Annotated in this window: 19 protein-coding genes and 4 tRNA genes; 9 read left to right on the top strand and 14 right to left on the bottom strand. The window is 42.4% G+C overall.

What is annotated here, in order from left to right; translation table 11 throughout:
* The first annotated feature begins 5 nt into the window (after positions 1–5).
* Both L4C35_RS02475 and L4C35_RS02470 read left to right on the top strand, forming a co-directional pair.
* Complete coding sequence (locus L4C35_RS02475; protein ID WP_428461387.1) at positions 6–3,245, top strand: type I restriction endonuclease subunit R; 3,240 nt, start codon at positions 6–8, stop codon at positions 3,243–3,245.
* A gap of 20 nt (positions 3,246–3,265) precedes the next feature.
* Positions 3,266–4,000, top strand: coding sequence for a M48 family metallopeptidase (locus L4C35_RS02470; protein ID WP_428461386.1), 735 nt, complete (start codon positions 3,266–3,268; stop codon positions 3,998–4,000).
* Positions 4,001–4,262: 262 nt separating this feature from the next.
* Here L4C35_RS02470 and L4C35_RS02465 read toward each other — a convergent pair whose 3' ends face one another.
* Positions 4,263–4,700 carry a DUF2846 domain-containing protein gene (locus L4C35_RS02465; RefSeq protein ID WP_428461385.1) on the bottom strand — a complete coding sequence of 146 codons (438 nt, stop codon included), beginning with the start codon at positions 4,698–4,700 and terminating at the stop codon, positions 4,263–4,265.
* 41 nt (positions 4,701–4,741) lie between these two features.
* A complete protein-coding gene (locus L4C35_RS02460; protein WP_428461384.1) occupies positions 4,742–5,038 on the bottom strand; it encodes a hypothetical protein in 297 nt (98 codons plus the stop codon).
* Positions 5,039–5,819: 781 nt separating this feature from the next.
* On the opposite strand from L4C35_RS02460, the gene L4C35_RS02455 reads away from it, so the two are divergent.
* From L4C35_RS02455 to L4C35_RS02430, 6 genes are all read left to right on the top strand, one after another.
* Positions 5,820–7,274 (top strand): glutathione synthase, encoded by a 1,455-nt coding sequence (locus L4C35_RS02455; RefSeq protein ID WP_428461555.1) that lies wholly within the window; start codon positions 5,820–5,822, stop codon positions 7,272–7,274.
* 199 nt (positions 7,275–7,473) lie between these two features.
* Positions 7,474–8,499 (top strand): alpha/beta hydrolase, encoded by a 1,026-nt coding sequence (locus L4C35_RS02450; protein ID WP_428461383.1) that lies wholly within the window; start codon positions 7,474–7,476, stop codon positions 8,497–8,499.
* Positions 8,500–8,705: 206 nt separating this feature from the next.
* Entirely contained in the window at positions 8,706–9,353 is a 648-nt protein-coding gene (locus L4C35_RS02445) for a hypothetical protein (protein ID WP_428461382.1), read from the top strand.
* Positions 9,354–9,552: 199 nt separating this feature from the next.
* Positions 9,553–10,326 (top strand): ribonuclease H1 domain-containing protein, encoded by a 774-nt coding sequence (locus tag L4C35_RS02440; RefSeq protein WP_428461381.1) that lies wholly within the window; start codon positions 9,553–9,555, stop codon positions 10,324–10,326.
* Positions 10,327–10,509: 183 nt separating this feature from the next.
* Positions 10,510–12,018 (top strand): DEAD/DEAH box helicase, encoded by a 1,509-nt coding sequence (locus tag L4C35_RS02435; RefSeq protein WP_428461380.1) that lies wholly within the window; start codon positions 10,510–10,512, stop codon positions 12,016–12,018.
* Positions 12,019–12,215: 197 nt separating this feature from the next.
* Entirely contained in the window at positions 12,216–12,662 is a 447-nt protein-coding gene (locus tag L4C35_RS02430) for a hypothetical protein (RefSeq protein WP_428461379.1), read from the top strand.
* A gap of 19 nt (positions 12,663–12,681) precedes the next feature.
* Here L4C35_RS02430 and L4C35_RS02425 read toward each other — a convergent pair whose 3' ends face one another.
* Complete coding sequence (locus L4C35_RS02425; protein WP_428461378.1) at positions 12,682–13,743, bottom strand: endonuclease/exonuclease/phosphatase family protein; 1,062 nt, start codon at positions 13,741–13,743, stop codon at positions 12,682–12,684.
* A gap of 486 nt (positions 13,744–14,229) precedes the next feature.
* Here L4C35_RS02425 and deoR point away from each other — a divergent pair, with 486 nt between their 5' ends.
* Complete coding sequence (gene deoR, locus L4C35_RS02420; RefSeq protein ID WP_428461377.1) at positions 14,230–14,964, top strand: DNA-binding transcriptional repressor DeoR; 735 nt, start codon at positions 14,230–14,232, stop codon at positions 14,962–14,964.
* 95 nt (positions 14,965–15,059) lie between these two features.
* Here the strand turns inward: deoR and L4C35_RS02415 are convergent, their stop codons facing one another.
* From L4C35_RS02415 to L4C35_RS02365, 11 genes are all read right to left on the bottom strand, one after another.
* Positions 15,060–16,265 carry a NupC/NupG family nucleoside CNT transporter gene (locus L4C35_RS02415; protein WP_428461376.1) on the bottom strand — a complete coding sequence of 402 codons (1,206 nt, stop codon included), beginning with the start codon at positions 16,263–16,265 and terminating at the stop codon, positions 15,060–15,062.
* A 257-nt stretch (positions 16,266–16,522) separates the two neighbouring features.
* Positions 16,523–17,461 (bottom strand): LysR family transcriptional regulator, encoded by a 939-nt coding sequence (locus L4C35_RS02410; protein ID WP_428461375.1) that lies wholly within the window; start codon positions 17,459–17,461, stop codon positions 16,523–16,525.
* 130 nt (positions 17,462–17,591) lie between these two features.
* Positions 17,592–20,783, bottom strand: coding sequence for an ExeM/NucH family extracellular endonuclease (locus L4C35_RS02405; protein ID WP_428461374.1), 3,192 nt, complete (start codon positions 20,781–20,783; stop codon positions 17,592–17,594).
* Between the two features lie 44 nt (positions 20,784–20,827).
* Positions 20,828–21,910, bottom strand: a complete 1,083-nt coding sequence (locus tag L4C35_RS02400; RefSeq protein ID WP_428461373.1) for a porin — start codon at positions 21,908–21,910, stop codon at positions 20,828–20,830.
* Positions 21,911–22,359: 449 nt separating this feature from the next.
* Entirely contained in the window at positions 22,360–22,725 is a 366-nt protein-coding gene (locus tag L4C35_RS02395) for a hypothetical protein (RefSeq protein WP_428461372.1), read from the bottom strand.
* 211 nt (positions 22,726–22,936) lie between these two features.
* Positions 22,937–23,013 (bottom strand) — tRNA-Val (locus tag L4C35_RS02390).
* A gap of 43 nt (positions 23,014–23,056) precedes the next feature.
* Positions 23,057–23,133 (bottom strand) — tRNA-Val (locus L4C35_RS02385).
* Positions 23,134–23,176: 43 nt separating this feature from the next.
* Positions 23,177–23,253, bottom strand: a tRNA-Val gene (locus tag L4C35_RS02380).
* 43 nt (positions 23,254–23,296) lie between these two features.
* Positions 23,297–23,373, bottom strand: a tRNA-Val gene (locus L4C35_RS02375).
* Between the two features lie 168 nt (positions 23,374–23,541).
* A complete protein-coding gene (locus L4C35_RS02370) occupies positions 23,542–24,627 on the bottom strand; it encodes a DUF3080 domain-containing protein (RefSeq protein ID WP_428461371.1) in 1,086 nt (361 codons plus the stop codon).
* Between the two features lie 195 nt (positions 24,628–24,822).
* Positions 24,823–25,170 (bottom strand): rhodanese-like domain-containing protein, encoded by a 348-nt coding sequence (locus L4C35_RS02365; RefSeq protein ID WP_428461370.1) that lies wholly within the window; start codon positions 25,168–25,170, stop codon positions 24,823–24,825.
* Positions 25,171–25,303: the final 133 nt, after the last annotated feature.

The following is a 25,303-nucleotide window of genomic DNA, read 5'->3' as shown; positions in this document are numbered from 1 at the left end:
CTAAAGTGAAAAACAACGAATTCGATAAAGTAGAAGCGCCAGCGATTGCCCAATTGGTAAAACTCGGCTGGACATATGTGCAAGGTAAAGCTTTAGCTCCCAACCCTAGCAACCCTGCTATACAAGAACGTTCCTCTTTGCGAGAAGTGGTACTGATTAAACGGCTAGAGAAATCGCTGAAAAAACTCAACCCTTGGATAAGTGACGAAAACTTGCGCGGTGTTTGCCGTACGATCACGCATCAAAGTTGCACTGGCTTAATGGAGTACAATAAGTATTTCTGGCGGTTACTGTTTGGTGATGGTATTTCCGTAGAGCAAGACTTTGGCTCTGGACGCAAAGGCCAAACCGTTACCCTTATCGACGTTGAACAGCTCGAAAATAACGAATTCGTGTGTACCAACCAGTTCAAAATTGAGGGGGCGCAAAATATCATCCCTGATATTGTCTGCTTTGTTAATGGCATCCCATTGGCTGTGATTGAGTGTAAGTCCCCTTATATCTCTAGCCCAATGGAGAACGGCATAGACCAACTTCGCCGCTACGCGAACTTGCGTAATCAAGATGAAGACGAAGGGGCAGAGAAGCTGTTTTGGTATAACCAACTCATGGTATCGACTTGTCGCGATCAGGCCAAAGTCGGCACCATTAGCTCCACTAGCCAATACTATGGCGAATGGAAAGATGCATACCCGTTTACCGATGCGCAGTTAGCGGAACAATCGCTACAAAATAACGTGGTGGCATTTCGCACTAAAGTGGATATTGAACAACCAGAAGATGCACTAGAAGATCAGTTTGACAAAGTTGCAGAACAAGCACCGAGTTACGAAAGCTTAGCCGAAGTGACAGCGCAGCAGCGTTTACTGCAAGGCATGTTCAATAAACAAAGTTTCTTAGACATTCTGCAAAACTTCACCTTATTTGAGCTTGATGATGGCCGCACCATTAAAAAGGTCGCCCGTTACCAGCAGTTTCGAGCGGTTAATAAGGTTATTGAGCGCTTAAAAACAGGTAAAGACAGGAAAGATAAGTCAGGTGTCGTGTGGCATACCCAAGGAAGCGGTAAAACCTTAACCATGGTGATGCTGGCGGTGAAGATGCGCCGTGACCCTGAGCTAATGCAATACAAGTTAGTATTCATTACCGACCGTACTCAGCTAGATAAACAGTTAACCGATACCTTCAATGCCGCGCAAAGTGAAACCATTTATAACGCAGGTTCGGTCGCTAAATTAAAAGAGTTACTCAAAAAAGACAGCTCCGATATTGTGACTGCTATGGTGCAAAAGTTTGCTGATTTGGAAAAAGAGCAAATCAAACATGAAACGTTATCTACTCGTCACTCAACTCAATATCTAGCTGAAAAAAGTGATGGAATGACTGGCGCCGATTCCAACAGTGTCGGTTTTGCCAACTTAAACCCAAGTGAAAAAATCATAGTATTAGCGGATGAAGCGCACCGAACACAGTTTGGTGGCCTTGCTATGACCATTGAAGCTGCACTACCGAATGCGCCCAAAGTAGGCTTTACAGGTACGCCGTTATTGAAGACGCAGAAGATGGGGCAGGCGTTTGGTGGCTATATCGACCAATACAAAATCAATGAAGCGGTTGATGATAACGCAACGGTGAAGTTGCTGTATCAAGGCCGAGAGGTAAAGTCGGAAGTGGCGGGTGAATCTCTCGACAAGTTGTTTGAAGAGTACTTCGGTGACTATAGCGAAGAAGAGCAGCGAGAAATCAAAAAGAAATATGGCGTAGAGCGAGCAGTACGTGAAGCACCTGCCCGTATTCGTTGGGTATGTATCGATTTACTCAAGCACTACCGAGAAACGGTTCAGCCAGACGGTTTTAAAGCCATGATTGTGGTGGGCAGCCGACACGCAGCGACTATTTTCAAACAAACATTGGATGAGCTTGGCGCACCGCCGTCAGAGGTGATTATTTCAGGTGATCACAATGACAAACCTTACATTGCTAAATACACCGATGCCAAGCACCAAAAAACAGTCATAGAGCAATTCAAGAAGCCGTTTGGTCAGGATAAAGCGGGCACTAGTCCTAAAGATGCCAAGTTTAATAATACGGCCTTCTTAATCGTCAAAGACATGCTGTTAACTGGTTTCGATGCGCCAATTGCACAGGTGATGTATATCGACCGTAAGCTGCAAGACCATACATTGATGCAGGCGATTGCACGTGTGAACCGTAATTACAAAAATAAGTCGTGTGGTTACATTGTCGATTATCACGGGCTAGCAACGCACCTCACGGACGCATTAGAAATGTTCAGTAGTGACGATGTGGATGGTACATATCAAAACCTCAAAGATGAAATTCCGAAGCTAAAAGCGATGCACACCCGTGCGATGTCTTTCTTCAAAGGCATTAATAGCGATGATGTGGATGATTATGTGCTGGCACTCAAAGATGAAACCGTGCGTGCGCAGTTCAACATGGCGTTTAAAGTGTTCGGCAAACAGCTTAATGTCATCTTGCCTGATAAATCGGCTGCACCTTTTACTGCTGATATGAGAAAGCTTGGCAAAATTCACAATGCGGCGAAAACCAAGTTTCGTGATGAAGGCTTAGATATGTCTGAAATTGGTGAAAAGGTGCGTCAGTTGGTGGATGACCACATATTGAGTACAGGTGTTGACCCTAAAAATAAACCCGTAAATTTATTAGCGGCAAATTTTAAAGAGAGCCTTCAAGCCAATAAAAGCGACGAGTCTAAAGCGTCTGAAATTGAAAGTGCTATTAAGCACCACATCAACATCAACCTAGATGAAGACCCTGAATACTACCGTTCACTGAGCTTACGCTTACGCGATATTATTGAAAAAACAGCAGGCCAATGGGCACTACAATTAGAACTGCTATTGGTCATGACCGATGATGTGGGGGATGCCCACCAGCAAGCCGCGCAAGATGTCGGCTTAACGGAAACCGAGTTCGCTTTCTACAATATCCTGATTGCAGAAGTCACCAATGTGATTGATGGTGACGTGATTGAGGAAGCGGTTCATGAGGCAATCAAAACCACGACTCAAACCTTGGTGGCTATGCTGGATGAAGCAACTCAAATCATCGATTTCTTTAACAAAACCGATGAAGTGAAGCGAATGAAAAAGGAAATTAAGCGAGCGGTGCTTGATCAGCCTTTTGGTGATAAAGCTTTAGTTTCGGTTCTCCAAGAACGCTTTATGGACTTGGCGAAAACCAAGTTCAGCAATAAGTGATCTGTGGTGAATTATTCAGTATGAGTAAACCAGTAATGAAAGCCACTAGCAAAGCACCAGAGCGAATAAAAGCCAATGGCTATGATGTTGAGGTAGAACGAACCTCTCGCCGTAAATCCGCCACCATCAAGGTTGAAGATGGGGTGGTGATAGTGGTGGTGCCTAAAGCGCTAGAGTTAGAGAAAATAGAAAAGCTGGTGGCAGACAAACACCTGTGGATCATTGAAAAGTTAGCAATTCAAAGTGCCTCAACGCCTCGTAGCGAGAAACAATACGTCTCAGGTGAGTCATTCCCTTACTTAGGGCGTAACTACCGCTTAAAACTCCATACAGGGAGTTTATTGCCCACAAAACTTCATGCTGGACGTATTGTGGTTACTGTTCCTGAGCCATCAATTCAGAATCATTATATTCGACGAGCTTTGGTGGGATGGTATAAGCGAAATGCAGATAAGAAAATTCGAGAAAAGGTTTGGCGCTATGCTAAAACCGTGGGCGTTGATACTGGTGTGATTCGAGTTAGAGACTTTAAAAGCCGCTGGGGGAGTTGTACCCCCTATGGCGATTTAGAGTTTAATTGGGTGATTGTTATGGCACCTAATCGAGTGGTGGACTACGTAGTTATCCATGAGCTTTGCCATTTGCTGCACCATGACCACTCTGCTCAGTTTTGGAAAGAAGTTGAGCGAGTAATGCCTGACTACAAAGAGCAGAAAGAGTGGCTCAAGATCAATGGGCATGGGCTGGTGGTGTGAGTTATTGCATTAACGGATGGAACCCTAGCGGAAAGGCGTTTTATCAGTTACCAAAAGCTGTTGCGTGAGCAAGCGTTTAATGGTGCTACCTTGGCTGAGAAACGCACTAAAGATAAAGCCTTCGGTAAAATGATTAGCACGATTCAAAATGCATCTCGTCAGCGTAAAAAAGGCTTTTAATCATAATTAAAAATTATTCATCGTCTTGAATAAATGCCACCGGATAGGGTGGCATTTATTTTTATTAATGAAGTACGTTTTACTACTGTGCTCGTTTTAAACTAAGGACAGCTTGTTTCCCTTTTGTCTCTTCAATTTGTTCAAGATTTGCACCTCCAACAAATAGCCCCATTTTTATATAATTTCTAATGAAATAGTTTTTTTGTGGTTCAGTCATAATGGATAAATAGTTTTCACTAAATTCAGATTCTGTACCAATTTTTTGCTCCCCTGAAGGAACTATTTTATAAAAATAAATATTAGGTGCTGATTCACCTATCATATCACCGTTCACATATATATTTTTCTTTAGAGCACCACCTACAACAGAATCCCTATAAATATATAGCCCTGATTTTCCTTCAGGTGGTATTGGAAATGTTTTGGCTACCATATCGTCTTTGTTATCTGACATTGGTACGGTTGCACAACCACTTAGTAATGATCCTAGCACTGCGGCTATAATGACTAGCTTTTTCATTGTTATCCTAGATTGTTTAATATTTTTAGTCGTTTTATGTTTTAAGGGCAATAGGTTGATTCAACAGCATAGGTGACAGTATGGCCAAGAAGATATGTATCAGAAATATAGGCATTTACTTCTCTAGCACACCATTGCTGAGCATCGCCTTTGCTTTCATAACCATCGCCAGCAGCATTCCAACATTGGGTCAAATCTTTATCGCGATCAACTTGAAAAAGTGCTTGGGAATTGACTATTTTGCATGATGAATAAGTGAGTACCGATGAGCCATCAGAATTGGATCCCCCGCAGCCCCAGAGAACTGTTAATAACAATAAGCATAATAACTTTTTCATTTTAATCCCTGTTGTCTATTTTATATGTCTCATTAAATATTACTTGGCTGTTACATGGGACTTCAAAATAGTCGTGGTAAATACCTTGTACGTTTATTTCAATATCTGTGAATCCTGAACATTCATACGCGAGACCAGAATTTGGGACTAATGTGAAATTATCAGTTAGTACATCAATGGTGATACTTTCATCAGATTGATTTTGTATAGATAGTGTATGGTCGTCTGTATGAGAAACACTAACACCTTTATTAAGAAGGGAGTATTCAGAAGCAAAGGATAAAGGAGTTAAAGATATAAGGCTTAATATTAAGCAAAACTTACCTATGTGCATTTATAAAATCCCTGTCATAATTGCAATGAATGTTATGGGGTGGGTTTGTTTAGCGAATTTATGCTTTGTTTTTGCGGTGTGCAACTTGTTCTATATTATTTGCTAACTAGGTCACATTGTATTAATTGTGTTAATTATCAATGCCTTGGTGGGTTTGTGTGGCGGCAGTATTCATTTTTGAACAGATTATTTAGAAAAATGAGGTTTTTCTCTTTTCATTTTCTCGTTCGTCTTAGCTATAAGAATCACTTACAGTGATTATTGATTGTAATGGCACGGGGATTAGTACATAACCCCACGATTCATACCTTGCCCAAAAAGCAGAAGAAGACAATCAACATGAAGATATCGACTTTGGCTTGGCAGCAGCAAACGTTACTGTATAAGCAATACCGTAATGAAGGATTTAAAATGACGAATAAAGCGAATGTATCAAATGTTTCGCCTCTGGAAACAAATGTAGAGCCTTCGCAGCAGACCATTAATGAAATCTGCGAGTGGGAGATCATGCATGGTGTAGCGATCAAAAATAGTGATGGTACGGCAAGGCATTGTCCATTCAGCTTGGCACCTATGGCAATGAAGCGACATGTATTTGAAAATTTGCAAACGGTAACCCCACTAATTGCCAAGCTGATCAGTCGCATTTCGGAAGACCATGATTATCTGCAATCGTCGCTGGTCGAAATGGCAGAAGCGGAACCTTTCTTTGGCCGTTTGATGGAGCTACACCTGCAAATTCATGGTACACCAGAGCAACCTCATCAAGCAGTAAGGCAACCGCTATTGCTAATGCGGACTGATTTTATGGACGATAGAGTTCAGGGGGCGAAGGTTATTGAGTTTAACGGTATTGCTGCGGGTATGGGGCCTTTTGGTCAGCGTGCGCAGCAACTTCATAGTTTTGTTCAAAATCAATGGCCAGCGCTCTATAACCAGTGGGCAGAAGACAAAAACGCAATGGTTGAACGCAATGCGTGCTTAACGCAACTCGCCCAAGGTATTGCAACAGCAGCACGCAGTGTTCATGGCGAGTTTAACGACAGTAAACATCCGACTTTCTTAATGGTCGTGCAAGACAAAGAAGATAATGTTTACGACCAGCATTTGTTAGAAGTTGCGTTACAAGAAATGGGGATCCGTACCATTAGGCGTACCTTTAGCCAATTATCTTGCCAGCTTGCAACTGGTGACAATCATCGATTGTTATTAAACGATGTCGGTGGTGTGGATGTGGTTTACCTACGCGCTGGTTATCAATACATGGATTATTTTTCACCGGAATTAGATGAGAAGACCTGCTGCTATACCTTGAGTCAAACTAGGGTCTTCATTGAGCAGCATAATGTTGCAGTGAATGCGACAGTTAGTCAGCAATTAGCGACCAGCAAAACCATGCAGATGCTGATCACTATGATGCCTGCTGAAGATTTTTCGCGTTGGGGAGTTAGCCTTGATGAAGCAGAACAAATTAAACGGGTACTGGCGACCATGCTGCCGATTAATGCCGATACGATTGATTGGTTTAAAATAGAAGCCGTGCAAGAAGAGTGGGTGCTTAAAAATCAAGGCGAGGGCGGTGGTCATTGTGTGTTTGGTGAACAAATCATAACGTGTTTAGAGCAGCTTGAAGAGGCAGAATACGGAGCGTGGGCATTAATGCAGCGTCTTTATCCACATGAACGAAATCGTCCAACCTTGGCGGTACGAGATGGTGAAGTGGCAGTGATTCGTGATTTAGTGAGTGAGATTGGTTTGTTCACAGCTTTTTATAACGATAAACCCGTGACTGACTTTTCAGGGTACGCAGGCTATTTGGTACGTAGCAAACCTGCTAAAGAAAACGAAGGTGGGATCCACAGTGGCAAAGGCATCCTAGACTCTATTACTTTAGTCGAATAATACTTATATTCACTTGCATGCGTTGAGGGAGAGAGGGTCTCTGGTGTTAAGGTAGCAGTCAGTTAATTGCTGATGCTTTTTACTATGTAACTCTCTGTTTAATAAATTAATAAAATGCGTATAACTTTGATTGAGTTCATGTTAAGTTCAGAACAAACGCTTAAAATGTTTGATGTTGAATTTATTTTTAGGGCAAATCATGAAACGAACTTTGATTACGTTATGTTTAACAGTATTAAGCGCGGGTACTATGGCAGATGATTTTTATATCCCTTCGACCATTTCAAGCGAAGGGCAAGCATTTTTAGCTGGAAATTTCTCTCTGAAAGCAAAGAATGAATCAGCTATACCTGCAGGGCTAGATGCGGATGGGTGGACCGCAATACAGCAGTTATCTGATCAAGAGGTGAAGCCGCTGAATGATTCTGCCGTCGCCATGTATCAACCACAAGTTACGACGCTTGAAATTGGTGGGGTCTCGGTATTAGATGTTAAGCCTAAGGGATGGACTGATAATGGTAAGGTATTGGTTTATACCCATGGTGGCGCCTATGTTGGCTATACGGCAGAATCAACGCTAGCAAGCAGTGTTCCTGTCGCTGAGGATACAGGGCTACGTGTTATTTCGGTGGATTATACCCTTGCGCCTCATGCTAAGTTCGATGTCATCACAGATCAAGTTATAGCGGTATTAGAAGGCCTGACGAAACAAGGTTATAAGATGTCAGATATCGCGATTTATGGTGATTCAGCAGGTGGTGGATTGGCCGCTGGATCTGTGCTTAAAATGCGCGATAAAGGCATGGCATTACCTGCTGCGGTTGTACTATGGTCGCCATGGTCAGATATTACAGATACAGGTGATACTTACCATACCTTAAAAGATGCAGAGCCACTGTATCGTTACGATCTTTTACTTAAACCTTCAGCAAATGCATACGCCGATGTGAGTGAGCATAAAAATCCTTATGTCTCTCCTGTTTATGGTGACTACACTAAACCATTTCCACCAACTCTGATTCAAGCGGGTACCAAAGAGCTGTTTTTGAGTAATGCTGTACGTCTATATCAAGCAATAGACAGCCATGGTGGTGAGGCGAAACTCGATATTTACGAAGGCATGTGGCATGTTTTTCAAGCGTTTTCGTTTGATATTCCAGAAGCGAAACTCGCACGGAAAAAAATGGCAGCCTATCTTGATGATAAGTTAGCTATTGTTAAGTAAACCGTTAATTAAAACTGCTCGTATCGAGCGATAACCAAGTTGTTGAGATAACTTGGTTATCGCTATCACTAGGCTCTTATCTTTAAAGCTTTCTTACCAATATTGCTGCGCCACTCTTGCTATTCCTGTGAATTACTTTTAAATTGGCCCTGATTTTGAACGATGTATTTTATTTGTCGCTATTGGACATTAACGAAGGTGCTGCCATGCTAAAAAAAATTCTGTTACTCGCTGCACTTGTTAGCAGTGTGGTATTGGCGGCGGGGGTTTACCGTTTTAATTTTACCCATGATGATATTTATGTGGTTCAGGAAAATGGGCAAGTTGTGCCTTTAGCGACACAAGACAATACATCAGTAATGCGGACTTTATTTAGTATTTATACCGATAAGTATTGGCAAATCGAGCTACCAGATTCGGGATTAAAAGTGCCCTTAACCGAACTGAAAAACGATAACGGGCAGCATTTTGCCCTTGGCCGATACCACCAAGGTGAAGAGCGCGGTGTGGTGCGCGTCGATTACCCCCGTATCACAGTGTTGAACTTTACTTTTGTTGAAGATGAAATGATGTTCGCTGTGCCTTTTTCGGTATCTAACCAAGGAAGTGGGGTGTTTTGGTATCTTGGTTTGTTCCAGATGAATACTAGATACGGTGATATTAAACAGCTCGATACACTTTGGGTGGGTGATAGGGTTGTAATTACCGCGCTTAACACCGATGAGCCTTTTGATGTGACATCAAGTCTTCAACTTAGTTATTTGAAGCACAGCGTGAAGCAAAGTATGGCAGAGAAACCTGTAGAAGTGATCAAAACCTTGCTTGAAGTTACGCCAACAGGCTTTGTGAAATAACGGTTTATCTTTCATCTATTGCTATGAATTTTCACCGCTCATACCACTTAGCATTATGCTAGCCCTTTGTTTGTTTGTATCTAGCCGCAAAGTAGGAGACTATCTTTGCCATAGGCAATAATAATCGCTTGTTGTTAACGAGATAGCGGCGTTCTAGCGGTGATAGATATTGCCTTTATTTATCAGATAAGGGTTGAGCATGGCAAAAAAGTATTATGTGGTTTGGGTGGGGCGAGAAACAGGTATTTTCACTAATTGGCCTTATACGAAAAAGCTGGTGGAGAAGTACCCACAAGCAAAGTATAAATCCTTTCCTACAGAAGCTGAGGCGAAAGCAGCATTTTCGGCTGGCCATGCTAGAACATTTGCCAGTGCAGCAAGTGGAAACGTATTCGGTGCTAAACCAACGACAGCTAAGAGAACAGGCTCAAGCTCTGCTAATCCTATGATTAAAAGTGATGTCCATATTTTCTGCGATGGTGGTTGCGATCCTAATCCAGGTAAAGCCAGTTCTGGGGTTGCAGTATACCGTCAAGGTGAATTAGCTGAATTATGGTATGGCTTATTTAACCCGCATGGCACCAATAATTCAGCCGAGCTAAATGCGCTGCATCAGTCGCTATTGATTGCGAAAACAGATTTAGAGTCAGGTAAAACAGTACAGGTTTTATGTGACTCCCAATATTCAATTAATTGTGTCACGGTTTGGGCATACAGCTGGAAGAAAAAAGGCTGGAAGCGTCAAACACCGGGTGATATTAAGAATTTAGAAGTGATTCAGCAAGCCCATGCCCTGTATGACAGTATTAAAGATAAAGTAACGGTATCGCATGTAAAAGCGCATATTGGTATTGAAGGTAATGAATTAGCAGACCGTATGTCTATTTATGGTATTGATCAGCAAGCCTATGAATTCTGTCGTTACCCCGATACGACAGATACTGCCAAGTTATTAGCCTTACGTGCTGGATAAGGGCTAACACGTCTTCTTAAAGCTTCACATTGATCCTATTGTAACCTCAGACGTTTTGTCGTTTGCGGTTGCAATGGCTTGACGTGAATAAATTAAGCACAGAAGTTTATTATCCTGTATGCTACACGCCCCCCGTCGTTGAGGCGGTCTTCACTATGAAACATTACAATAAAAGATGATCTTATGAGTTTTGACTCTTTGGGCTTATCAGCCCCTCTCTTAAAAGCCGTAGCAAATCAAGGCTACGACAAGCCATCGCCAATTCAAGCACAAGCGATCCCTGCTGTTATTGAAGGTAAGGATGTTATGGCGGCGGCACAAACAGGGACTGGTAAGACAGCAGGTTTTACACTGCCAATTTTGGAGCGTCTGTCTGGCGGTCCTCGTGTAAAATCAAACCAAGTGCGTGCATTAGTGCTTACGCCAACCCGTGAGCTTGCAGCTCAAGTAGCTGAAAGTGTTGCGACGTACGCAAAGCATTTACCACTAAGCTCTGCTGTTGTATTTGGCGGTGTGAAGATCAACCCGCAAATGATGCGTTTACGCCAAGGTGCAGACGTACTTGTCGCGACACCTGGTCGTCTGATGGATCTGCACAGCCAGAAAGCGGTACGCTTTGATCAACTTGAAGTGCTTGTTTTAGATGAAGCCGACCGTATGTTGGACATGGGCTTCATTCGTGATATTCGGAAGATTCTTGCTATTTTGCCTAAACAGCGCCAGAACTTACTGTTCTCTGCCACGTTTTCTGATGAAATTCGTGCGCTAGCAAAAGGCTTGGTGAATAACCCTGTTGAAATTTCTGTTTCGCCGCGAAATACAACAGCAGCGACAGTGAAACAATCGGTATTCCCTGTTGATAAGAGCAAGAAATCAGCTTTATTAGCGAAGCTGATCAAAGATAATAAATGGAAACAAGCATTGGTGTTTACTAAGACTAAACACGGTGCAAACCGCTTAACGGCTTTCCTTGAAGGTAAAGGTATTAAAGCGGCTGCTATTCATGGTAATAAAAGCCAAGGTGCTCGAACTAAAGCGCTAGCAAACTTTAAGAGTGGTGAGATTAACATTCTTGTTGCTACAGACATTGCAGCGCGTGGTATCGATATTGATCAGCTACCGCAAGTTGTTAATATCGACCTTCCACATGTATCTGAAGACTATGTTCACCGTATTGGCCGTACTGGTCGTGCTGGTGCTGAAGGCCATGCCATTTCATTAGTAAGTGCTGATGAATTCAAAGAATTAGCAGCGATTGAACGTCTGATCCAAAAAGTGATTGATCGTGAAATCGTTGATGGTTTCAAGCCTGTTAACGGTTTGCCACCATCACGCCTAGACACGCGTCCAATTAAGCCTAAGAAGCCGAAAAAACAAAAGTTTGATCATCAAGATGGTCAACGCTCTGGTGATAATGCGAAAGGCCATAAGCCGCAAGGTAAAAATCGTCGTCATGTTGGTGGTAACAAGCCTGCAGCGAATGCTTCTGGTAATGCATCAGCAAAGCCATCTGGTAACCATGCGGGTAAACCTGCGGGCAATGGCGGCGCGAGAAAGCCTAAACCAGTAGGTAATGGCTCAGCGGCAGGTAAACCAGCTGGCAAGCCTCGTCGTAGCAGCACGGATGAGAAGCCGCGTTCTGACAAACCACGTCGCTCACGCAGTCCACAAAATAAAGGTGTGTTGCGTTAATCGCTAACCACTTATTTTTAAACCCGTTATCTCGTCAGAGTTAGCGGGTTTTTTATTGCCTGTCACGTCAGTATGTGACGTGCCTAAAAGTGTATTTGGTTTTGCATACCCAATACTTGCGATAAAAATAGTTGCAGTTGCAACTGTTGTGTTTTATTCTTTGCTCTATGATGAGAACAACCTTTAGCGAGTATCTGATGCAAAGAACAATATTGAAAAATGTACACCGTATCGCGGGGGTTGTCGCTTTATTGATGATCATGACTTTCTTTTCGAGTAGCGTGATAGCGGATTTATTCGGTTCGTATGAAACGATCACGCTCGTGAAGCAGGCTATTTTACAGTGGGTTGCGTTATTGGTGCTGTCGATGATGGCAGTCGGTATCAGTGGTAAAAAGCTTTATCCTGTGACACCAAAAGGGATCTTTGCAGTCAAATCGACCAGAATGAAAATAGCTGCATTTAATGGTGTCGTTATTTTACTGCCTGCCGCCTATTTCTTAGCAGCATGGTCAGCAGAAGGCTTGTTTGATACGCGTTACTGGTCTTTGCAAATCATAGAATTGATCGCAGGTGCTACCAATGCAGCGATGATAGGCTTGAATATTCGCGATGGCATTCGTTTAGGAAAGAAGAACGCATAATAAAATGTATAGATTACCCCTAGCTTCGTAACTTGAGGGTTATATTCACAATCCCATGATCGGTGCTGTTGCTATCACGAGCAAAGATCGGATTGATCAAGTGGCGATCATAAGTTTGATAGTCACTCACTTCAAACAGGCTAGCGTTATATTCCGCGTTGAATTCACTCGATAATAGTATGTAATCCAGCACAGAACCTTTCGCGCCATAATAGTGAGTAGGGGAGCGATTAGCCTTATTATCCGCATGATCCGTTGTTTGAAAAAGTGTAAAGCTGTCTGTTAGCCAGAAAGTATCGAGAATATGTTTTTGATCGGATACTTGGCGATCACGAACACTATGCGTTGTTAAGCATTGCAAAGGCGTTTGCTGAATATCATCATTAAAATCACCCATTAATATCACGGGATGTCCACTTTCCTCTCTGCGTTCGATGATAGCGTGGTACAAAATAGCCGCTTCACTACCACGCTGAATCGATGATCCCCAGCTCCCCATCACTTCCGCTTTTAATGTCGCCAGTATATGTGCTTTTGTTAACGATGCGTCTGCTGTAGTAGCGTTGTCTGTTGTTGCTTCAAGCATGGGACGTTTAGACTTTAAATGGACAACATAACAATCGGTATCACCAATATGAGGAAGATCGATAGTTGCTCGCAGCGGCTTACGGCTAAATGCGAAATCAGTACTGATACCAAGACTGGCTGCAATATCAGGGTCTGCAGTGATAGCAGCGACAGCTTTGATTGGATAGCGAGAGGCTAAAGCAACCACAGGATCGCGGCAAATATAGTCATCGATAACGGTAGGGTTATCGACCACACAAAAATAACAATAGCCATGCTCTGCCAGTAATGCTTGGAGGGCGTCAGCACTGAAAACTTCCTGAAAACCAATGACATCAGGTTGGTATTGCATCAGGTAATCACAAATCCAATTTTGCTTTTTTTGCCAGCTGTCTTGGCTGTAAATATTTTCAAAATCGTAATAGGCCAGTGGTGGCTCTATATAATTGAAAAGGTTGAAAGTAGCGATTTTTAACGTGTTATTGATGATGTCTGTTGCTGTATCTGCTGGCACAAGCGAATCCAAACCATGAAGCGTATCGTTATAGTGACGGCTTATGGTGCTTAGAGCAAATATTAAAAGGTTTTTCATCAAACCATATTGTGAATAAATAACGATCACGATAGAATAACTATTCTTTAGTGAGGGTGTTATGAAGTTAAAAGTGTATTTAAAAACGGGACGAACTGTGACGTATTACCATGGAATTGAAGGCTTGATGAAAAGTTTCGATGCTGCTGGCATTCAATATGAACTTTTATCAGATAATGTAGGGTATCGACGATCTAATCGTTAATTTATACGTGTAGATCAAGTTGCTTGTTATAAGTACTTAATATAATCAATGCTTTATACCAAGACCGTTAACTAGCAAGAATGATTTGATAATTAATGGGATTGGTATTATTTGCTTCTGTGCGGAGGCGCATTGTTTGCACCTTTTAGGACATAGGAAAGTCCTCTAAAATGCAATAATGATAATAATTGGTATGTGACTTGATGGTAGAGACAAAAAGAGAAAAACGAATAAGACAATTAGCTGAGTTGTTGTTGGGAGAAGAAAAAGTTCATTTAAAAGATGCAGCGGAAAGTCTCGATGTATCTGAAATGACGATTCGACGTGATTTTAATGAGCCAAATGCAGTGGTCAGTTTGATTGGTGGCTACGTAGTCAAGAAGCAAGTTAGCTCGGCAGATCTTGAATATGTTATTAATGAACAGCGAACCAATCACGTTAAAGAAAAATCGAAGATAGGAAAAGAGTCAGCAAGATTAATTCTTGATAATCAGACTGTTTTTTTTGATAACGGCACAACTATTGTTCACATCATTCAAGCGATTAGCGATGATATAGCGTTTACTGGTGTGTGTTTTTCTTTGAATGTATTTATGGCCTTAAAAGCCAAGCCCAACTGCCATGTCATATTATGTGGTGGTGGTTACGATGCCAAGCATAATAATTTCTATCCATTGGGTGACAGTAGCGAGATCGATAATATTCGTTTTGATTCAACGTTTTTGTCAGCCGCAGGTGTTGATCCTGAGCACGGTCTTACTTGTTACTCATTCAATGAATTACCATATAAGAAAAAAGCGATAGCACAGTCTCAGAATGTCGTATTAGCTGTTGATAACAGTAAGTTTGGTGTCGTTAAGTCGGCATTTATCTGTGGTTTAGAAAGTGTCGATATCATCATTTCAGATATTGACCTACCCATTGAGTACTTATCTTAACAGTATGAAATTGTGATTATAGCAGCATAGAAAATACAGGAAACAGACGAAAGGGGCTAATTAGCCCCTTTTTAGTGCGTGTAAAATAAGTGATCTTACAGCGATAAAATCACACCAGCCATTGCTGCACTCATTAGGTTAGCAAGTACACCTGCAGTAATGGCACGGAAACCATTTTTAGAGATAAAAGTACGGCGCTCTGGTACCAAGCTACCTAGGCCACCAATCAGGATTGCCATAGTGGAGATATTAGCAAAACCGCATAATGCAAATGTGATGATAGCCTGTGAGTGCGGGCTCAATTGATCTTTTACTTCCATTAGTTGGATGAAGGCAACAAATTCATTCACGATCACCTTATTACCGATCAGTGCGCCTGCAGTAATGGCTTCGTTCCATGGGATGCCAATAAGGAAAGCAATAGGGGCAAATAGGTAACCCATAATCAATTCAAAACTTAATGTAACCCCAAACCAATCACCCACCGTGCCTAGCAGACCATTCAATAATGCGATGACACTGATGAAGGCTATCAAGGTTGCGCCTATGGTTGCCGCAATACGCATGCCAGAGATAGCACCATCGGCAAGTGCTTCAACAACATTGGTCGCACGTGGTAGTTCAACTGACGTGATTTCATCTTCATTATTTTGCTTGTCACTTGGCGGAAATAACATTTTCGCCATCAGTAGACCCGCAGGTGCAGACATAAAGGCCGCTGCAATCAAGAAATTGAGTTCCACGCCAAGTGATGCATAACCTACCAAGGTGCCGCCTGCAACAGAAGCTAGGCCACATGTCATAACAGCAAAAAACTGAGAATCGCTCATGTTCTTTAAGTAAGGTTTAACAACCAGTGGCGCTTCAACCATACCGACAAAAATATTGGCAGTGGCAGAAAGGGATTCTGCACGGCCAGTGCCTAGTAGTTTCTGTAGCGCACCACCAACAATGTTGATGACTTTAGGCATTAGGCCAATGTGATAAAGAGCAGAGATAAGCGCAGAGAAGAAAATGATGATGCCCAGTACGTTAACGGCAAATACAAAACCAACGCTACCTGTTGCTAAGCCGCCAAATAAGAAAGCGATACCTTCTTGGCCGTAATCAATCACGCTTGATACAGTATTGGTTACGGCACCAAGCGCTACTTTCCCCGCAGGTACATACAGTACAAGTAAAGCAAAAGTGATTTGTAGTAAAAACGCTAAACTAACGGTTCTTAATGGAATGTTGCGACGGTCGGTAGACAGTAAGTAAGCGAATACTAAGATAGCAACAATACCAAGCAAAGATGACATGGGGAAACCTTGTAACAGAATGTATAGGCGGTGCATTCTATGGTGGACGCAAACGGTTGCAAGAGTGGGATGTTAGCTAAGTGTGATGAGTTGATGGTGTGCTACATAATTTTGGGCTAACATTATGATAAATAGATACTATTTAATTTTAGTAACGTGATATTTTCCATTTGGAAAAGATGTTTTGGTTAATACGAATGATGATGGCAATAATCTTGATGGTTTTATCAGCATTATTGCCACAGGTAAAAGTAGAGCTAGATGGTGATATGTTTACTCAATTCTTTATCCCAATAGGGCGTTTCGCCTATGTAGTCTTTGAAAAAACCAATGACAGCCGATATTTTTTTAGGTAAATGTGCTCGGCTTGGGTATACCGCATAAAATGGCATCGATTGGTTGGCTTGCCATTCAGGTAGCAGTTGAATGAGTTTGTTCGCTTTAAATTCATCTCGCAGTAGGTAAGTGGCTAAGTAGGCTATTCCCCAGCCAGCAATAGCAGCGTCGCGGACCGCTTCAGCAAGATCAACGCGATAATTGCCTTCTACATCGACTTTGAGTTGTTTATCGTGTTGTTTAAATGACCACGATTGATAATTTCTTTGGCGACTTCGATACGTTAAGCAATTATGCTTGGCAAGCTCGCTGGGGTGTGAAGGTGCAGCATGATGAAGCAGGTACTCTGGTGCTGCAGCAACAACGAACCGTGTTTCGGCGAGGCGTTGAGCAACATAGCCGTCTGGAATGTGCTCATAGTTAGTGATCCACAGATCTAACCCATCTTCTATCATATCGGCTTTGTGATCGAATAAACTGATTTCTACCCGTAACTTAGGGTAATGGCGTTGTAGCTGTTCAATCGCTGGAATTAAATGCATAGTGCCAAAGGATTGCGATATGCCTAAGCGTAGAACACCAGAGATTTCATCCCGAGCATCCTCCATTATCGCTTCGCCATCTTGCATGGCGTTAACGACTATTTCGCAATAGCCCAAATAACTTTCACCCGCCTCTGTTAACGTAAAGCTACGCGTGGTGCGTTGGACTAACTTTACATTCAGAGCGGTTTCTAAAACGCCTAATTGTTTACTGATGTGCGATGTCGAGACACCTAGTTGTTTGCCTGCTGCAGTAAAATTACCTGCTTTAACAAGGGCATGAAAAATGACCATTTGGCCAGCGCGATCAGGGCTCAAAATGTATGCTCTGTAAAAAATGAATATACAGAGTATAGCGAGGGGAGTGACAAAAAAAGAGGCTTAGCCATAAGCTAAACCTCTTTGATTATTTCTTTAACGTATATCGACTAAATCGTTTATTGCTTAATTACTTTTTAGTTTTACGTAAGAAACCTAAGCCCAATAGTGACAGTAGGCCAAAGATGCCAAATGAACCGCCGCTACCATCGTATGGTGGAATAACTACTTTTGGCTTCGTTGAGTCACGTTTAGCCACTTCAACTTGCATGCTCACTTCTGAGCCAGCCACGGTTGTTGCTGTTGAAGCTTTTTGTGTACTTGGGCGTACTAGCTTCATGGTTACAGTGTAGTTACCTGGTTCAATACCACTAACGTCAAACTCTACAAGTTGTTTGCCATTTTTGCTCAACTTCATTGTAGGTAGTGCAACTTTGCTCATGTCTTCTGGTTCTGGAGAGAATGAGATTTCAGCGATATCACCTGTAAGTGCTTTGTCAGTGTTAATGGCGTAAGGAACATCCATACGACCGCTCTTCGTTGCAAGCAGTACAGGCGCACCGTCACTTTCACCGTAGCCGTAACCTAGTGCCATGATTGCAGAGTCATGGTCAGATGAACGGTAAGGCGTTTCAGCATAGAAGTTATGCGGCGTTGTTTTTTCATCTTTACTGCTTAAGCCTTTACGGCCTTGGTTGTAATCATACAGTGTCGATTCAGCAGCATTGATGTGCCAGTCTGTTGCATCTAGTAGGTGCTTCTTAAGGGATGGTGAGATAAGAACGTGGTCAAGTGAACCGATCTCATCGTTGTAAGAGTAGCTCCAGCTCATCTTGTTATTTTCAGCATCTTTCAGGCTAACAGCATTAATATAACCGTAACTATCAGTGATGGTAGCGCCATTTTCACCAAATTGAGGGCGTTTACCGATGAAGGTATCGCGAGCAGCTTTCAGTGTTTTACCTGTTGGGTTAGAGGTTAGCACTAGCATAGGGTCTTCATGCGCGTAAGAGTTCATGTCACCCATGATGATGCGATCACCACCGATTTTTGCCATTTCTTTACCGAGTTGTTCTGCAGCGGCAACACGGAAGTTTTCACATGAACCTTGGAAGTCTTGATTGCTCTTAACATCATCATATTTAGGGTCAAACTTCTCCCAAGTTTCCCAGCCTTGCCAATCTTCCCAACAGGTAGAGCCTTTCGATTTCAGGTGGTTGACTGATACAGTGACTTTTTTACCTGTGTTGTGGATACGGAAAGTAGCGGCAATAGTATCGCGCTGGTAGTTCTTACCGTTTTCACGAACTTCACCTTTTTTACCTGTAATCGCGCTACCATCTTCATAAGTGATCATTGGTGCTTGCTGCGAAGGCATAGGGATGATTTTCGCTTGCTCTAGCGAGACTTTACTTGGACGGTATAGTAGGCCAGAAGTTATAGCATCTGAACCAACAGAATCAAACTCATCCAGCACGGTATTGCCATCTGAATCGAAGCCTACGAAGACGTATTTGTTGTGAATTGATTCACTCTTATTGCGGTCTGAATAGTTTTCTTTGTAATAGTTGTCATTAATGGCTTTTACTAATTCAGTGATCGCACTGTAGTTACCAAAACCATTATTTTCAATTTCCATTAAGCCAACAACATCAGCATCTAAGCCAATAATGGCTTTTACAATTTTAGCTTGTTGTTGCTGGAACTCTAACTCGCTATCTGCACCACGGTTGTCACCATGTTGGTTACTTGCACCACCAAATGGCGAGTTGAAGTAGTTCAATACGTTCTGAGTCGCAAAGCGAATAGCAAACTTGTCAGATTCGGTTGAATCATTCAGCTCAGGCTTGGATTTACGATCAGTATTGTGAGTAATGTTTTTGCTGGTGATTGTATTGGTCGCCAGTAAACGGTAGTTACTGTGGGCGTAGACAAGTACGCCTTCTAAGCCAGTGATACTGTCGTTTATACGGATGTAGTTTTTGTCTGGCTTGCTGTTGAAATCAGGGTAGTACGGGATATGACCATTGGATGCGCTTTTGTCTGTATCTACATATAAGCGGTAGTCATTGTTTTGCTTATGTTGGGCAATAGAGCCCTCACTGCCAGCGACATGTTCTTGGTTTGGCTGCATGTTAGGGCGTTTGTACGATAACACCATGTTGTTACGATAGCTGTCAAAGTCAAAGCTGAAAGTACGAGAAACACGCATGGTCTCGTTTTCTTTGGTGCTTTCATCCATGTTGTCTGTTAAGCGCACTAACATGCCTTCATAGCGCTCTAGTGTTTTGCTGAAGTATTGGCCGTCAGATGGAATGCGCTTAAGATCTACAGCGGCTGGTTTTGAGCCACCAGTGCTAATTGTTTCCCACTTGTCATCCGTTGCGAGAACTTGAGTCTGACCATATTTTTCTTCTACGAAACCTTTAACGCAGACCTCTTGACCAACCATATCTTCGTTGACTTGGCCGTTAGTTTTAACAAAAACGCCATCAGAGGTTAATTCATCACCATCAGACTTGTATAAGAAAAAACCTTTGTTATAGCTAGTTGAAACGGCGCTAACGATACCTTGAACTAGGTACTCATCATCACTGATGTAGCCAGAGCTGATGAGTGGTGATTTGTAGCCATTACCTTGCACCTGACCAATGCTTTTATAGCTGTGGGTACCTGCAGCATCGCTACATGGTGTCGGTGCGGGTTCGCGTGTAGCAAGAGCCGGGTTGCCTAAACCATCGAAGGTGTTTGTAGGTTTGAATTCCCAATCTTTTTCATCGTAAGTGGTTTTCGGGGCTTCAGCATCTTGGTAGCGAACTAAAGTAACATCTTTTCCCCAATCATCTTTTGTATCTAATACACCAATGATGTCTAAAATTTTCGGATTTTCTTTATCCGTTATATCACGCAGTGCTAGAACATCGTTGCCGGTATGCGCATAAGTGTTTGTAGGTAATGCAATCGCACCGTGCTTGCTGACATTGGCTGCAATAGCATCAAGTAGATTCGTATCTTTATCACTTGGCTTTGGATGGTGGAGAACAACAGATTTGCCGGCAGGTATAGTGATACCTTCGATGACAGAATCTTTTGCTGCATTTTGAACTGTATACCAGGTGCTGGTGCCGTTGTTTTGGCGTGACAGTTCAATATTTGATGGAATAGTTACGTCGTCGGTTCCTGTATTGGTTAGCTCGACTGCTTTGTTGTAGCTAGTGCCTTCAACGTACTCAGAAATAATAATATCGTTAATACCAGCCATTGCTGGTGCTGCTAATATGGATGCGATAGCAGCGGAAAGTAAGGTGACTTTTTTATTCATGATGGGGTGTCCTTCAATCCCTAAATTCTTTTTAAACAGTGTGATTAGAAGTAAATACGCGTGTAGGCGTACACATCTTGTGCTGCATCGCCAGCATTGGCTTCAAGCGCAATGATTGATGATGACGTTGGTTTGAAGTTCACGCCCAGCGTGCCCCATGTGCGGCTTGAACCCCAGCTGTGCTCTTTGGTATCCCAAAACTCGCTGTCTTTATCCCACTCTTCATAGGCTTCGTAGTTGGCAGAGCCTGTCATTTCCCATTGTGGTGTGAATTCGTATTTACCTGAGATCAATGCACCTCTACGGTAAAGGGTCTGATAGTCGTTATAGAGGTGAACGCTGTTGTTTGGATCCGTGATATCGGTAGGGATTTTGGTTTGAGCAATATCTTCGTCTTCAAGGTAGCCATTAAAGCCAAGGTGGAAGTTATCGGTAACAGCGAAGCGCATACCAAGGCCTGCAAGTTTTTGCTTACCGTACTTAGATTCACCTTGTGCACCACCGCGCCCCTCAAGGCCTACAACAGCTGAAAAACGACTGCCAAAGTAGCCGAAGTAACCGTTAACAACATCGCCAAGATGAGAGCCTGAAGAAGATTTAGCGTTGTAACTGTATGACGTACCTAGCTTGAAGCTGCCATAAGTACCTTCATATTTAACCGTTGCGTCTTGGTCGCCAGCTTCACCTGTTTCAACTGTGGTATCGAATGTGAAGTCACCCCATTTGTCGTAATCATCAAATGCCGTATCGGTTAAACCAAACTCAACATAGTGGTAGTCGTTAAGGGCGTAGCCAATGAACATTTTATCGATGCTAAGCACCATATCACCAGAGCCATACTTCCAGTTTTCACGCTCAAAGTCTAATTCCAAGCGGTAGACTAATTGGCCGTTTTTGCCTTTTACACCCAAAGTTGCAAAGGAGTCATCGATGTAAGTTTGGTCTTTGTAAAACTCACCGTACTCAAACTTTGCACCAAAGTGACCACCAACGCCAACCTCGCCATAAAGCTTTAAGTTGTCGCCGTTTTCGTTTTGGTAAATGGTTGCTGCTTGTAGGCTAGTAGAAGCGAGAAGGGTAGATATACACACTGCTAGTGCTGTTTTGTTAGCCGTTTTAATGTCCATTACTCGACCTTATGTATGTTATTTAAGTAACATTTGATTTGTGCTGTGTTTTAATTCTCACATTTTGATTCGTTATCATTCAATTGCAGTTAATTGATTTTGTGATATATGTCGTTTGACATGCCAGATGTGAGAGCAAGTTTGTGACATTAGAAGTGTTGGTTTGCATTGCCGAACACAATAAATGAGTTAAAAAATTCACAAAAACGATAACGTTTTCGGTAGATGATAGATTTCAGAAGAAAATATAGAGGAAGGCGAACAAATCAGAATGTAAAACTAAGTGCTTATTGGCTTTTCGTGTTCATATTGACACTAGCTTGGTTAATGTATTGATTAAAAATTATAGCGGGAAACACGGTAAGTGAGGGATGAATGAGGCTGGCGGTAAGGATAGTAAACCCGAGAAAAGCTCGGGTTTAGATGCGCGGGTTTGATATTAGAGCAGGTTACGCGGATTGCAGTAAAACATTGTTTAAGTAGTTAACAACGTAAGCGGCATCTTGAGCTGCTGTATTTACTTTAGCAATGATACGTTGGGCACGTTCATCGTCACTTTGCAGACTCGCTTTGACTTTTTCATTCATTGCTGCTGCCATTTCTGCTTTTTGTTTACAGTCGCTAAATAAGGCTGAAACAAAAGTAAGCTCAACTTCTTCGCCGTTTTCAAATGCATTTGCAGCTATCTTGTAAACGGTATGAAATTTGGTTGCCATGTCTTTTTGATCCGCTTGGCTTTCTTTTGCCCAATCATCAGACCAACCTTTGAAGATGACTGCAATCTGAGGATTTGCTGTCAGTTTTACTTTTTGCATTCGTTTTAACCCTAGGTGCTATTTATGAACGCATAGTAAAGGAGCGGAGGGTGGGTTTAAAGTCTAAATGTTCTTGATGCTTTTTGGCTGGTTAGATTCTGAACAGGAACGGAAGCATAAGCGGATACTGATGAAAAGATCACTGTCTTGAAAGAACTAAAATAGAACGTCAGAATGAAAAAAAGCCTGCTAAAAAGCAGGCTTAATTAGATGGTGCTCGCTACTGGACTCGAACCAGTGACACCTTGCATGTCATGCAAGTACTCTAACCAACTGAGCTAAGCGAGCAAATTGTACAGCGTGATAACCCGTAGTACGTGCTATCAAAATATGGTGCTCGCTACTGGACTCGAACCAGTGACACCTTGCATGTCATGCAAGTACTCTAACCAACTGAGCTAAGCGAGCAAATTGTACAGTGTGATAACCCGTAGTACGTGTTATCGAAATATGGTGCTCGCTACTGGACTCGAACCAGTGACACCTTGCATGTCATGCAAGTACTCTAACCAACTGAGCTAAGCGAGCAAATTGTACAGTGTGATAACCCGTAGTACGTGTTATCGAAATATGGTGCTCGCTACTGGACTCGAACCAGTGACACCTTGCATGTCATGCAAGTACTCTAACCAACTGAGCTAAGCGAGCATCTAAGGCTGACGCTTTAAATAAGCGATTACAACCGAACGCAAAAGATATTAGCGACTCGCTACAAAGCGTGCAAGTGTTTAGCTTCTCTTTTTTTGCTTTCTTTGTTCGTTTGGTTATCAAACATACGGTTTGCTGCTCTGATATGCTAAGTGTTTGGATTAATTCTTATATTCCAACTCTAAATTGACAGCGCTGAAAGGTGCGTTGCCAAAATTTTGTGTGATCCATGACAGCTTTTCGGAAATACTGATGTGCTTTGCCATCAATAAAAGTTTCCTTGTAGGCAATGAGGTCGGGATCTTGGTACGGTGATTGTGCAAATATCCGCTGTAAAATTGGCTGAACCTGGCGGTATTGAGAGTCTAGCTCGGCCAGATATGGTTGGATCTGAGGCCTGTAATAGCGGTAGAACACATTTCTTAGGTATTCAGCTTGTTGCTGGTTTCTCTGCTTTCCACACGGGATTTGACTTTCTTGCTGACTTAATAATTGTGTCGTGCTGTTAAGCCATTGGGTTGCATTGGCCAGAGAATAAAACAGTTGGCCAAAATAACGGCTACGATGAATTTTTTGTTGGTGTGTGAGTAACCTATCAGCGAGTTCGCTGTCGATGTCATGTAATACAATTTCAGTCGGTGTGTCGTTTTTTAGGCTGTTCAGGCCTTGTTGTGCATAAACTAATAACCTTGATATATCCTCCATTGCTGCAAGATTTGCTGTGAAGCCTGCAAGGTTGTCGATGGTAAAAGTATGCGGATAAAGCACGAATTGTTGCCGCCACTCTTTGCCTGTTACAAGCATATTCCATATAGCTGCACCGAGCTGTTGCTGTTTTTTTTGCTTTATTGGTGTGAGTTCCTCAATTAAAGACTGGCTGATGGGGTTATCACGGCTTGTTGGTATGATGTGTGTCAGGCATTTTTCTAGCCCGTTTAACAGCAGCAATTCATACCTGAGTTGGCGAGTTTTGTCTTGGACTTTTCCTAGGCTGGAGTTCCTGTCGGCAATAAGCTGAAATAAACCACAGCGACGCAGTTCATACGCATCAAGTAACCCGATACGTATGTCGTCTATTGGTATATATAAATCGCGTGTCGAAGGAAAGTTAGGCAAATCCTCCAGGGGATGAAAAGGTATTGGGTCGATATCCAATACGTTGGCTAGACGTTGATGATAGTCATTGAAGTGGTATTCGCTACTGTTGTCGCATCCTGTTAGGACTAAGCTAGCAGATAGAGCCAAAACAATCATACGCGAAGCAAGATAAGCGTACCGACAGCAAGAGTGGCTAAATAGGAGATCGAAAGCGGAGGCATTGTTCATCTAAAAAGTATAAGCAACTTATGCTAGTTGAACGTAAATTACAGCTCCGCTGATCGGTGAAGCATTACATTCCTTGATAGGTACATTGCCTATATCTGTTTTAATAATGCAAGGGGCACCGTGTTATTTAGGTTGAGAGGACTGCATCTCTTCTAATCCACCACCATTATGCACCTGAGTAAAGCCTGCATTTTTTAAGTAATCCATCGCTTTACCAGAGCGATTACCACTACGGCAATACACAACAATGGGCATTTCTTTATCTACGCCGGCAAAAGCGGTGTCGACAGTGCTCAAGGGGGAGTTGGTTGAGCCTGTTAGGTGGCCTTGGCTAAATTCATCTGGAGTACGTACATCAACCAAAAATGCACCTTGTTCGATAAGCGTCCACGCTTGCTCGCTTCGTTCCGATGCCCAGCTAGTAAAAGAAGCCATGGTTAATAACAGGCATAATACCGTTTTGATTTTCATTTAGTCACTCATTTAAACTGTTTGAAAGTAAAGGCGATATTTTACGTATTATGATTAATGCGAATCTGTTCTCTGGATCGTGTTTATAAAAGATAGTGCATCACAGAGCGTAATTTAAACTCGCTTCACGAAG

The organism is Photobacterium kagoshimensis (assembly GCF_050337045.1).
GTDB lineage: Bacteria > Pseudomonadota > Gammaproteobacteria > Enterobacterales > Vibrionaceae > Photobacterium > Photobacterium kagoshimensis.
This window is presented reverse-complemented; position numbering and strand designations above follow the sequence as displayed.

Excerpts from the sequence above, each read along its gene's own strand:
- L4C35_RS02470 (WP_428461386.1), top strand. The coding sequence starts at position 3,266 with ATGAGTAAACCAGTAATGAAAGCCACTAGCAAAGCACCAGAGCGAATA.
- L4C35_RS02465 (WP_428461385.1), bottom strand. The coding sequence starts at position 4,700 with ATGAAAAAGCTAGTCATTATAGCCGCAGTGCTAGGATCATTACTAAGT.
- L4C35_RS02460 (WP_428461384.1), bottom strand. The coding sequence starts at position 5,038 with ATGAAAAAGTTATTATGCTTATTGTTATTAACAGTTCTCTGGGGCTGC.
- L4C35_RS02450 (WP_428461383.1), top strand. The coding sequence starts at position 7,474 with ATGAAACGAACTTTGATTACGTTATGTTTAACAGTATTAAGCGCGGGT.
- L4C35_RS02445 (WP_428461382.1), top strand. The coding sequence starts at position 8,706 with ATGCTAAAAAAAATTCTGTTACTCGCTGCACTTGTTAGCAGTGTGGTA.
- L4C35_RS02440 (WP_428461381.1), top strand. The coding sequence starts at position 9,553 with ATGGCAAAAAAGTATTATGTGGTTTGGGTGGGGCGAGAAACAGGTATT.
- L4C35_RS02435 (WP_428461380.1), top strand. The coding sequence starts at position 10,510 with ATGAGTTTTGACTCTTTGGGCTTATCAGCCCCTCTCTTAAAAGCCGTA.
- L4C35_RS02430 (WP_428461379.1), top strand. The coding sequence starts at position 12,216 with ATGCAAAGAACAATATTGAAAAATGTACACCGTATCGCGGGGGTTGTC.
- deoR (WP_428461377.1), top strand. The coding sequence starts at position 14,230 with ATGGTAGAGACAAAAAGAGAAAAACGAATAAGACAATTAGCTGAGTTG.
- L4C35_RS02415 (WP_428461376.1), bottom strand. The coding sequence starts at position 16,265 with ATGTCATCTTTGCTTGGTATTGTTGCTATCTTAGTATTCGCTTACTTA.
- L4C35_RS02405 (WP_428461374.1), bottom strand. The coding sequence starts at position 20,783 with ATGAATAAAAAAGTCACCTTACTTTCCGCTGCTATCGCATCCATATTA.
- L4C35_RS02400 (WP_428461373.1), bottom strand. The coding sequence starts at position 21,910 with ATGGACATTAAAACGGCTAACAAAACAGCACTAGCAGTGTGTATATCT.
- L4C35_RS02395 (WP_428461372.1), bottom strand. The coding sequence starts at position 22,725 with ATGCAAAAAGTAAAACTGACAGCAAATCCTCAGATTGCAGTCATCTTC.
- L4C35_RS02370 (WP_428461371.1), bottom strand. The coding sequence starts at position 24,627 with ATGATTGTTTTGGCTCTATCTGCTAGCTTAGTCCTAACAGGATGCGAC.
- L4C35_RS02365 (WP_428461370.1), bottom strand. The coding sequence starts at position 25,170 with ATGAAAATCAAAACGGTATTATGCCTGTTATTAACCATGGCTTCTTTT.